The following is a 9,453-nucleotide window of genomic DNA, read 5'->3' on the forward strand; positions in this document are numbered from 1 at the left end:
GTATTCGCATGGACTGGCAGTCTCTCAGGGCGCGCTATGATACCCCACAGGGCTTGCCTGCGCGGGCGGCTTGCCTGCTGGGCTTTGGCCGCGTCCTGGATGGCACGCTCTATGACGTGCTGCCCCATGATTTTTCCGAAGAGCATTCGGGCGCAGGTGAATATATTCCCCTCTCCCGCCGCCGTCCCTCTGTGCGTACCAACCTCTGCCGCACGGTAGTAGATGACAGCGTGTCTCTGCTTTTCGGGGATACTCACTGGCCGAGTTTCAGGGCGACAGACCAGAAGACGAGCGAGGCGCTCAACGCTTTCGCGCGCTGCGTCAGTCTTCGCCCGCTGATGGTCGAGGCTGCAACACGCGGATCGGTCGGCTCTGTAGCGATCCTGGTGGAGGCAATCGACGGCCAATTGGCTCCTACGCTGCTTGACACAGCCTATCTCACGCCTCAATGGGACGCTCTCGGGCGCCTTGTCTCGGTTCGGGAGCGGTACATTGTCTCGGGCAAGGATCTTGCTGCGTCGGGGCATGCGATCCCGAATGACATGCAGGGTGCGAAATATTGGTGGCAGAGGACATGGACGGCGCAGGATTGCGAGATCATGCAACCCCATCCGGTCGCAGATACCAAGGCGCCTGCCGTCGATGACAAGCTATCAAGCAGGCACGGCCTCGGCTTCGTGCCGATCGTCTGGATCAAGAATCTTGGCGGCGCGTCTGGCGACATAGACGGCGCCTGCACATTCGAGCGTGCAATCGATACCGTCATCGAGGCCGATTACCTGCTCTCTCAGGGTGGTCGCGGCCTGCGATACGCGTCCGATCCGACGCTCGTGCTCAAGGCGGGCTCTGACCACTCAGGAGCCCCGGCGCGACAGGGTGGTGCTGCTTCGGCTTTAACCCTGCCGCCTGACGGCGACGCCAAGCTGCTCGAGATCAACGGTGCGGCGGCTGATGCGGTCCTGACCCATTACCGGGAGTTGCGTGCGCTTGTGCTCGAGCAGCTGCACGGCAACCGAGCACATTCTGACAAGCTTTCCGCAGCGCAGTCAGGCCGGGCCATGGAGATGATGTGTCTGCCGCTGATCTGGCTGACAGATCGGCTCAGGCAGTCCTACGGTGAGGGCGGGCTGCTTTGTCTGCTTCGTATGGTCTGTCAGTTTTCCTCGGCTCTGGCTGATGGCGTGCTGATCAATGGCGAGCGATTCAAGGATCTCGATCCTGCTGGTCTCTGCCTGCATTGGCCGCCCTGGTTCGACCCGACTGAGCCCGAATTGCTGGCGCTGGCCCAAGGGCTCGTGACGGCGGTGGATGGCGGGCTGATCGCAAACCAGACTGCCTGCATGATCTACGCCGCCCGGATCGGCGTCGCCGACGCATCCGAGGAGTGGGCGAAAATCAAAGAAGAAATTGCGAATGGAGAGCGCGTGGCCAAGCCCGCCGACACGGTTCGCAAGGATGCCACCACAGGCAAGACGCTCTCGCATCAGGTCGAGGCGTAAACGCGGCTGATGCCGCACCCCGAAAGAGAGACAGATGTCTGAATCGACCGAAATCGACCCGAACACCGTTCGGGAGCTTGAGCGCGCACGCGCCGACCTCAAGACGCTGCGTGCTGAACTCAAGGGCGTCCAGGAAGACGCCGACCGCGCCCGTAAGGAGCGTGATGGCTTCAAGGGCCAGATGGAGAAGCAGCGCGCAGAGCATGACGCCAAGCTGGCCGAAGCCACCGCTGCAAATGACGCTCTTCGCGCCGAGAACGAGACGGCCATGACCGAACTGCGCTCGGCTGGCGACAAGGCCCTGATGCACGCGAAGGCCGAGGCGATTGCGACCCGTTTGGGCGCTCATGACCCGGCTGACGTGGTGCGCCTGCTCGATCTCTCTGCCGTCAAGCGCAGCGAGGATGGCGCGTTTGAGGGGCTGGCCGAAGTCCTCGAGGCCGCCAAGGAGAGCAAGGCCTATCTGTTCGGCGAACCACCCAGAACCGGCGCAGAGCAAGGAACGACCCGTACCGCTCCCGCGCCCCAACCGGGCAAGCCCGAGCCGGTCAACGCTCGCACAATGGCGACGCAGGATTACGAGGCGCGGAAGCGCCAGTTCCTCGCGTCCTGACACTTCCTTTCCCCGCTTGGCTGATGCTGGGCGTGACTGTGCCTGATGGCACGCCCTACCAATTCAACAGACACAGGAACACGCCCCAATGGGTATCGAAAATTTCCCCGCCAATCTGGCGGCGGCCATTCAGCAAGGCTTTCTCGCTCGTGAATTCCAGAACGGGCTGCAATCCAAACTCGGCTTCCGTGCGGTCGCGGATCGCGAGCTCTTCCCGGTTCAGATCGGTGAAACTCTGACGAAGACACGCAAGAGTCTCAAGACACCAGTAACCACGCCGCTGAACCCGGCCGCCAACACCAATTTCGATAACGGCCTTACTCAGGGCGGCTGGAGCGTCGAGCAATACACGCTGACGATCAACCAGTATGGCGACACGATCGACCTCAACATGGTTACGTCTGGCGTCGGCATCGCCAATCAGTTCCTCGCGAACGCCCATACCAATGGCATCCAGGCGATGCAATCGCTTGATCGGCTTGCGCGAAACACGCTGTTTGGCGGCGGCCAGAACGGTGTCGGCGGTTATCTCGGCGGCAACACGCGAGTGACCACCACGCTTGGGGCCGCTGGCAGCACAGTGAAGGTCGACGATATCCGCGGCTTCCAGAATGTGCTGCTGAATGGCCAGGTTGTGCCGGTCAGCGCGACCAATGGCATGACAGTGACGGTCGGATCTGGCGTCTATACCCTGGTCGGTGTTCTGCTTGATGCACCCTCTGTCTCAACTGCGCCGAACGGTATCTCGGGCTCCCTCGTGTTCTCTGCGAATGTCGCTGTATCTGATGGCACCGCAGGTCAGGCGGTTCGCGCCGCAACTGCCCCGCTGGTGCTACGCACGAACGGGCGCGCCACTTCCGCAGCATTCAAGTCTGGCGATACGCTCGGCATTCAGGATGTCAACGCAGCCGTGGCTACGCTGCGCTCGAACAATGTGCCGACAATAGATGGTCTGTATAACTGCTATCTGGACCCGATCCAGAGACAGGCACTGTTCCGTGATCCAGACTTCAAGGAGCTGTATCGCGGCGCTTACAACTCTGATTCCTACCGTGACGGTCAGATCATTGAGCTGCTGGGCACTCGATTCATCGATACGACTGAAGCGCCGCAGCAGGCGTCTCTTGGTGCAGGCCCGATCCACCGTGCATTGATTGTCGGAAAGGGCGCGCTGGTCGAGGGCGATTACCAAAACACGGGCCATTCCGACATTCCCGGCATGGAAGAGGGGCTGATCGAGATGATCGATAGCGTCGCAATGGTGACGCGCGAGCCTCTTGATCGACTGAAGCAGATCATCGCGCAGTCGTGGTACTGGATCGGCGGCTTCGCTTTGCCGACCGATACTACCGCAACGCCGGACATTATTCCGACTGCCACCAACAGCTACCTTAAGCGCGGCATCGTGATTGAGAGCCTCGGAACTGACCAGATCGTTTCAGACTGATGGCACGGCGTCCGCGCAATCTGTCAGAGCATGGGGAGGCGTCGGAAACGGTGCTTCCTCAGTCTCGGGCCATTCGCCTGACCGCGCCGCACGGCTTTATCGAGAGCGTCCATAACAAGGGCGTCTTTCACTGGCCTGCTGGCGAGGTTGTCACCAATCCCGCCACGGTTGCGCTCCTGATCGAGCGTGGCGCGTCCTGGGAGATCATGGAATGTCAGGATCACTGACCCCCATTCCGGCGCCAGCTTTTGTAACAACTCCGTTTACCGGCGATGAGCTGGTCATGTGCCGCCGCTTCATGGGCTATCCAGCTCTTGGCGGCATCAGTTCGGGTGAGCAGTCGTGGCGCTTCTTCGCCGCCTACGGGTTCAACGAGTGGCGTTTCCAGAACATGTCACCCGCCGAACTGGCGCAGGTTCGATCCTACCTGACGAACTGCATCAGCCTCGAGCAGGCGATCTACGGCGCGTCGGATAATCTCGATACCGATCAGGCGGCGGTCTGGAAGCACAACCGGTTCGAGGTCGCCGACCGGGTGGCCCTTTACAATTACTGGCGTCAGCAGCTTTGTGCGTTCTTCGGTGCCCCGGTGGGGCCCGGCGTTTACGGGCAGGCGGGGCGCATCATCGTGTGAGGTCGAGCATGGACTATAAAGACGATCCCATCATCACGAACGCCAATGGCTTCGCCCTTCCCCGCATCGCCTGGGCACTGGTCGAGGATGGTACGGTGCGCGCCGTTGCTCATACCTACGACGATCGCGCAGCGCCGTTCGAAAATGCGCCTGTGGCTGTTGTCGGCAAGGTGCCGCTCACTGGGCGTTGTGCTCTCAAGGTGACTGGCGCTGGGGCCATGATCGGCCATCTGGTTGATCGCAACGGCAATGTGTCGGCGTCTGGCGGACGCGAGGCGGCACTCGGACCAGAGATGGCGGCCTATCACGACGCTTGGCCCGCACCGGTCGCCGCAGCCGCATCCGACGCCGAGCCCGAAGAACTGCCGCCCGAATTGCCGCCGCCTGACCAGCCTGAAGAGTAAGCGCCATGCCACCCATCAACCAGGGCGTATGCCAGACCGCTATGCAGCGCCATGTAGCGCGCGGATACGGGCAGGCAGCAAAGCGCCTTGGGTCAGTGGCGCAGCAATACCGGCCATCCTGTCTGACGATGCCCTGCGAGCCCGAACCTTATGCGCTCGTGATGGCAACATTCAACGATGACCCGGAATTCGCGTTCCGGCGTCCCGTCCAATGGGGCAAGCCGGTCGCGTATGGCCTTTTCGATACGACTGATGTCGCACCGGGCGATGTGTTCGTACTGCCCAACGAGGGTACGTTCTTCATCACCCGGTTCGAGCCTTTCCGACCAGCACAGGCCATTCTGAGCAATGCGACGGTCACTCTATCGGGCGCACCGGGTGCAGGGTCAGGGCCATCCTCAGGAGGCATCTCTTGCCCGCTGGCAGGGTATCAGCCGGGATATGGCGGGGCGACGGCCGGGACTGTGGTTTTGGCCACCGGCTGGCCTGCATGGTTCGGTGAGCCCGGTCGTGGCTATGTGCCTCAGACGGGAACGCCCGGCGCGCTTCCAGCCGCTGCGCTTCTCATGCGGCTACCGGTCATGCCTGACTTCTTCCCGACCGCCTACATGACGGTCGCGACCCAGGCGGGGCAGGCCTACACGATCACCGGCGTTGCTTCCTCGCAATACGGGCATGAATGCCTGATGGTCACACAGCAGGTCTGACATGTCTGATATTTCGAGCGTTGCGACAGGGCTGGCACAGCTTTGCGCGAGCGCGCTCTACCAGAATGGTACGAACGCCGCTTCGCTCTCTGGACGCCGAACGATCATCCAGCGTGGGTGGCTGACCGAGGCTGTCATGTCCGGCATATGCGGGCCTCAGGGCGGGACTGACTATGTGCTCGTCATGCCGGTGCAGGGCGCGTATCGGACCATTCCAGAGCCTCTGGGTTGGCCTTGCGAAACGGGGCCGATCACGGCGCCTACTGTATCGCTGAATGTCCGGGGCAACACAGCGACGGTGTCGATCGCAGCCGGGTCGGTGCCGGGCGGCAATGTTGGGCTTCAGGTTCGCGCCGATGCGAACGCACCCTTCCCCGACCGGCTGGCCGCTGTTCATGCTGTGCAGCCATCAGACACATCTGCAACAATTGCAGCCGCTCTGGCCGCTCTCTTTCCCGGTGCAACGACGCAGGGGCCAACCCTCACCATTCCGCATGCGTTCGGCCTTACGCCAGCCACGGGCGGGACCGGCACGGCAATGCGCATCACCAGGCGTCAGCAGCAACTCTTTCTGGTCACGCTCTGGTCGGGCGCGCCTGAGGGGCGCGATGCGCTCGGCTCGGCCCTCGATGGGGCGCTGTCTGGCGTGACGTGGTTTACAGCCTCGGACGGGGCGCAATGCCAACTCAAATTCGCCGGATCCGCTGACATCGACACGATGCAGGCGCAGAGCCTCTATCGGCGCGATATGCGCTTCAACGTGATTTACGACACCACGCAGACCCAAGCCGCAGCGCAGATGCTCTTTGGCGCGGGTGTGGTGCATGTCCAGACGCCTGATGGCCCTGTGATCCAGACATTCGGGTCTGTCATCCCTGACGGCCTGCAATGACGCCTCCTGAGGGACGGTACTGACGCCCCTCGCCTCTTTCTCACTCACCCTTCGAGGATAATTCATGAGCGGCACAACCACGCTATCGAGCGGGGGCAGCGGGGCTGCGTCTGCCGATCCGGCGGCCAGCACGACCGTATCGGGCGCGACAACTACCAAGCCCGCAGCTGTCAGCCCGGCGCCTGACTACGCTTACATCCCCCGCGAGCCCCTGACCGTGTTCGGCAAGGACTGCCTGGCTTTTGCGCCGATCACCGACGCTGCGACGATCGCTGAAATCGAGGCGACCGGGCAGGTCAATCACTGCACGCGGGTCAGTGCCGCATCCCTTGGAGGCTGATTCATGTCGAGGATCTATCAAAGCGGTCAGTTGAACACGACCGCACTTACTGTGCCCGATCTCTATGTCTCGATCGTGCAGCCGCAAACGCTGCTCAACGGCGTGACATCGGGGCGCGTGGGCATTGTCGGCACGGCCTCATGGGGCCCGGTCAACACGCCCGTCATCATTGGCGGCATGGGCGACTATCTGGCCGCCTTCGGCCCCAAGCAGGCAGCCGCGACCGATCTGGGGCTGGCGGTCAATATCGCCTCGTTGCAAGGCGCCTCTGACTTCCGCTGCGTGCGTGTGACCGATGGAACGGACACGGCGGCCACAGGCACGTTGACGGGCTTGCTGAACCTCACGGCGCGATACACCGGCACATCGGGCAACGCCCTGTCGATGACGGTGCAGAAAACCGCCACTCAGTATCAGGTCACGCTCAGCGCGCCGTTTGCCCAGACTGCCGAGGTCTATTCGGTCGCTATCCAGACCAGCGTTCTGGCCTCGATGCAGGCGATCGTCAGTGCGGTGAATGCTGCGAGCAAGCTGGGCATCCTTGCGGTTGTTGCCTCACCCGGTACGGAGCCTACCTATCCTGCGACAGTCGCCCTCACCGGTGGAACCAATGGCGTAACTCCAGGCACAACCGCCTTCATCGGTTCGGATGGTTCGGTATCCGGTGCCGGAACGGGCATGTACGCCCTGCGCGGTCAGGGTTGCGCCCTGGGCGTGCTGCATGGCCTGACCGACACGAGCTCCTTCTCGACGCAGGCGGCGTTCGGCCTTGGCGAGGGCGTTTACATGGTCGGCAGCATGCCAGCCGGCATGAGCGTTTCCGCCGCGGTCTCGGCTATGGCGGCCTCGGGTGGCGCCTCCTACGCGCTCAAGGTCATGCACGGCGACTGGCTGTGGTGGAACGACGACACGAACGGGCTCATGCTTGCCCCTCCGCAGGCTTTTGCAGCCGGCGTGATCGCCAATTTGGGTCCGCAGAATGCCAGCCTGAACAAGCAGCTTGCGGGCGTTGCCGGAAGCCAGAAGGCAGGCCAGACCAGCGCAGGCGGCACGACGACCTACTCGACGGCAGAGCTCTCCGCCCTGATCGGTGCCGGTCTGGACGTGATTGCCAACCCCGCGCCGGGCGGTGCCTATTGGGCGTGTCGATCGGGCCACAACACCAGCCTGACAGCCACCGTGCAGTCCGACAGCTACACGCGCATGACCAACTACCTTGCCACGACGCTGGCAGGCGGCATGGGTGTTTATGTGGGCGCTGTCGTCAATGACACGCTCTTTTCAGAGATCCGCGCGACCATTCTCGGGCTCTTGTCCGGCATGTTGGGTCAGGGTCAGCTGGCGACGGTCAATGGCGCCCTGCCCTACACCGTGATCTGTGATCGCACGAACAACCCCGTCACCCGCACCGCACTCGGCTACGTCCAGGCCGATATCGCCGTGCAGTACCAGGGGATCAACGAGAAATTCATTCTCAACCTTCAGGGCGGCGCCTCCGTGCAGATCGCCTCGGCTAGCGGGAGCGTCTGATGGCCAACATGTTCAATGTCGGGCGGGATTGTCAGGTTGTCCTGCTCTGGAACGGCACCAAGATCAATATGCCGATTGTCACTGGCTTCCAGAGCCAGCAACAGACCCATCAGGTCAACAGCACTCCTCTCAACTCGCCTCCCATCTTCACGGATATCGAGAACGGCTGGCGCGGTCAGTTCGACGTGGATCGCAGTTCTGCCGATCTGGACAGCCTTATCGCCGCGAAAGAGGCTGCGTTCTGGAACGCGGGCACGATCGGCCAAGGAACCATCTATCAATACATCACCGAAAAGGATGGCTCCACGACGACATGGGAGTACGCGGGTTGCACGGTCAGACTCTCGGATGCCGGTCGCTGGCAATCTGAAAATAAGACCTCCCAGCGCCTCGAATTCAACGCCAGCACAAGGACGAAGATCTCGTGACCGATACCATCAAAGACGCCAAGGGGCGTGAAATCGAAGTGCGTGAGGTTGTCGGAAGCGCCATGTCGCGTCTGGCGCGCCTCAGTGGCGAGGCATTCGGCGCCAATCTCTGGACCACAGCCACGATTGCCCGAGCGAGCGTCGTGGCGATTGATGGCGTTCCCCTGCCGCCGCGCATTTCGTCACTCAACGACATCGACGGCCTGTGGGACAGCGTGGATGCAGAAGCGGCTTCTGCTGCGATCGAGTGGATGCAGGCTCGTCAGGAAAAGGCTGCTGAAGAGGCAAAAAACTCTTCGGCGCCCCAGGCTTCCGAGACCGGCTCTGGCTCGTAAAGAATGGGGTGCCTTACCTCACGGCAACTGAAGAACTGACCGACGCTGAGGTTATGGCCCACGCGATTGCCTTCTCTGAAATGGAGGGCAATCGCTTTGATTGGGACCAGATGCAGTTCGAGAGGCGCGACGATGCGTGATTTCACCCCTGAGGCCTTTGCCGCCTTTCTAGGTGAGGCCGCTCTTGCGGTAGAGCATCGCACCCGGAACGCACTCGAAGAAGCCGCACGCATTGTCGAGCACGAGGCCAAGGCCGAGATTGGGCATTATCAGGAGCAGGCAGGGCCATTCGTGCCATGGGCGGAACTGGCGGATGCGACCAAGGATGATCGTGTTCGCCAAGGCTTCACCGAGAATGACCCTGGCCTGCGCTCCGGCACGATGCGCGACAGTATCAACCACCGGGTTGAGGGCTCCGAGGCCCGTATTGGCTCGGACGATCAGAACCTTGTCTATTTTGAGCTTGGAACTGAGAAGCAGCCGCCCCGCACGGTTCTGGCTGGAGCTCTCATCAGAAAGACCGACGAGGTGGTCGAGACCCTTGGACGGCGCTTTGTTGCCAGCCTCACTGGTGACGGGGTGGCGAATGGGGCTTTGCCGCTGGATGGGGAGCGGTGAGAGATT

13 protein-coding genes are annotated in these 9,453 nt (G+C 62.1%); all 13 read left to right on the forward strand.

What is annotated here, in order from left to right; translation table 11 throughout:
• Positions 1-8 precede the first annotated feature (8 nt).
• The 13 genes from C0V97_RS03640 to C0V97_RS03700 all read left to right on the forward strand — a co-directional run bounded on the left by C0V97_RS03640 (position 9) and on the right by C0V97_RS03700 (position 9,447).
• Positions 9-1,499, forward strand: a complete 1,491-nt coding sequence (locus C0V97_RS03640) for a portal protein (RefSeq protein ID WP_127100820.1) — start codon at positions 9-11, stop codon at positions 1,497-1,499.
• A gap of 34 nt (positions 1,500-1,533) precedes the next feature.
• Positions 1,534-2,112: a phage scaffolding protein gene (locus C0V97_RS03645; protein ID WP_127100822.1), complete on the forward strand. Its 579-nt coding sequence runs from the start codon at positions 1,534-1,536 to the stop codon at positions 2,110-2,112.
• An 88-nt stretch (positions 2,113-2,200) separates the two neighbouring features.
• Positions 2,201-3,559: a DUF4043 domain-containing protein gene (locus C0V97_RS03650; RefSeq protein ID WP_127100824.1), complete on the forward strand. Its 1,359-nt coding sequence runs from the start codon at positions 2,201-2,203 to the stop codon at positions 3,557-3,559.
• Positions 3,559-3,786, forward strand: coding sequence for a hypothetical protein (locus C0V97_RS03655; RefSeq protein WP_233581954.1), 228 nt, complete (start codon positions 3,559-3,561; stop codon positions 3,784-3,786). Before C0V97_RS03650 ends, C0V97_RS03655 begins: the two co-directional genes overlap by 1 nt.
• Complete coding sequence (locus C0V97_RS03660; RefSeq protein WP_233581955.1) at positions 3,771-4,193, forward strand: hypothetical protein; 423 nt, start codon at positions 3,771-3,773, stop codon at positions 4,191-4,193. The genes C0V97_RS03655 and C0V97_RS03660 overlap by 16 nt, the downstream gene beginning before the upstream one ends.
• Before the next feature lie 8 nt (positions 4,194-4,201).
• On the forward strand, positions 4,202-4,597 hold the full coding sequence (locus C0V97_RS03665; RefSeq protein WP_127100826.1) for a hypothetical protein: 396 nt from the start codon (positions 4,202-4,204) through the stop codon (positions 4,595-4,597).
• A gap of 5 nt (positions 4,598-4,602) precedes the next feature.
• Positions 4,603-5,304, forward strand: a complete 702-nt coding sequence (locus C0V97_RS03670; protein ID WP_127100828.1) for a hypothetical protein — start codon at positions 4,603-4,605, stop codon at positions 5,302-5,304.
• 1 nt (position 5,305) lies between these two features.
• Positions 5,306-6,196: a hypothetical protein gene (locus tag C0V97_RS03675; protein WP_127100830.1), complete on the forward strand. Its 891-nt coding sequence runs from the start codon at positions 5,306-5,308 to the stop codon at positions 6,194-6,196.
• Between the two features lie 64 nt (positions 6,197-6,260).
• Positions 6,261-6,536, forward strand: a complete 276-nt coding sequence (locus C0V97_RS03680; protein ID WP_127100832.1) for a hypothetical protein — start codon at positions 6,261-6,263, stop codon at positions 6,534-6,536.
• Positions 6,537-6,539: 3 nt separating this feature from the next.
• On the forward strand, positions 6,540-8,066 hold the full coding sequence (locus C0V97_RS03685) for a phage tail protein (protein ID WP_127100835.1): 1,527 nt from the start codon (positions 6,540-6,542) through the stop codon (positions 8,064-8,066).
• Positions 8,066-8,494, forward strand: coding sequence for a hypothetical protein (locus tag C0V97_RS03690; RefSeq protein ID WP_233581956.1), 429 nt, complete (start codon positions 8,066-8,068; stop codon positions 8,492-8,494). The genes C0V97_RS03685 and C0V97_RS03690 overlap by 1 nt, the downstream gene beginning before the upstream one ends.
• Positions 8,491-8,829, forward strand: a complete 339-nt coding sequence (locus tag C0V97_RS03695) for a hypothetical protein (protein ID WP_127100837.1) — start codon at positions 8,491-8,493, stop codon at positions 8,827-8,829. The genes C0V97_RS03690 and C0V97_RS03695 overlap by 4 nt, the downstream gene beginning before the upstream one ends.
• A gap of 132 nt (positions 8,830-8,961) precedes the next feature.
• Entirely contained in the window at positions 8,962-9,447 is a 486-nt protein-coding gene (locus tag C0V97_RS03700; RefSeq protein WP_199751612.1) for a hypothetical protein, read from the forward strand.
• Positions 9,448-9,453 lie beyond the last annotated feature (6 nt).

Source organism: Asaia sp. W19 (genome assembly GCF_003994335.1).
Lineage (GTDB): Bacteria > Pseudomonadota > Alphaproteobacteria > Acetobacterales > Acetobacteraceae > Asaia.

What these genes read in the sequence shown, in the direction of transcription:
- C0V97_RS03640 (WP_127100820.1), top strand. Translation starts at nt 9, where the DNA reads ATGGACTGGCAGTCTCTCAGGGCGCGCTATGATACCCCACAGGGCTTG.
- C0V97_RS03645 (WP_127100822.1), top strand. Translation starts at nt 1,534, where the DNA reads ATGTCTGAATCGACCGAAATCGACCCGAACACCGTTCGGGAGCTTGAG.
- C0V97_RS03650 (WP_127100824.1), top strand. Translation starts at nt 2,201, where the DNA reads ATGGGTATCGAAAATTTCCCCGCCAATCTGGCGGCGGCCATTCAGCAA.
- C0V97_RS03655 (WP_233581954.1), top strand. Translation starts at nt 3,559, where the DNA reads ATGGCACGGCGTCCGCGCAATCTGTCAGAGCATGGGGAGGCGTCGGAA.
- C0V97_RS03660 (WP_233581955.1), top strand. Translation starts at nt 3,771, where the DNA reads ATGTCAGGATCACTGACCCCCATTCCGGCGCCAGCTTTTGTAACAACT.
- C0V97_RS03665 (WP_127100826.1), top strand. Translation starts at nt 4,202, where the DNA reads ATGGACTATAAAGACGATCCCATCATCACGAACGCCAATGGCTTCGCC.
- C0V97_RS03670 (WP_127100828.1), top strand. Translation starts at nt 4,603, where the DNA reads ATGCCACCCATCAACCAGGGCGTATGCCAGACCGCTATGCAGCGCCAT.
- C0V97_RS03675 (WP_127100830.1), top strand. Translation starts at nt 5,306, where the DNA reads ATGTCTGATATTTCGAGCGTTGCGACAGGGCTGGCACAGCTTTGCGCG.
- C0V97_RS03680 (WP_127100832.1), top strand. Translation starts at nt 6,261, where the DNA reads ATGAGCGGCACAACCACGCTATCGAGCGGGGGCAGCGGGGCTGCGTCT.
- C0V97_RS03685 (WP_127100835.1), top strand. Translation starts at nt 6,540, where the DNA reads ATGTCGAGGATCTATCAAAGCGGTCAGTTGAACACGACCGCACTTACT.
- C0V97_RS03690 (WP_233581956.1), top strand. Translation starts at nt 8,066, where the DNA reads ATGGCCAACATGTTCAATGTCGGGCGGGATTGTCAGGTTGTCCTGCTC.
- C0V97_RS03700 (WP_199751612.1), top strand. Translation starts at nt 8,962, where the DNA reads ATGCGTGATTTCACCCCTGAGGCCTTTGCCGCCTTTCTAGGTGAGGCC.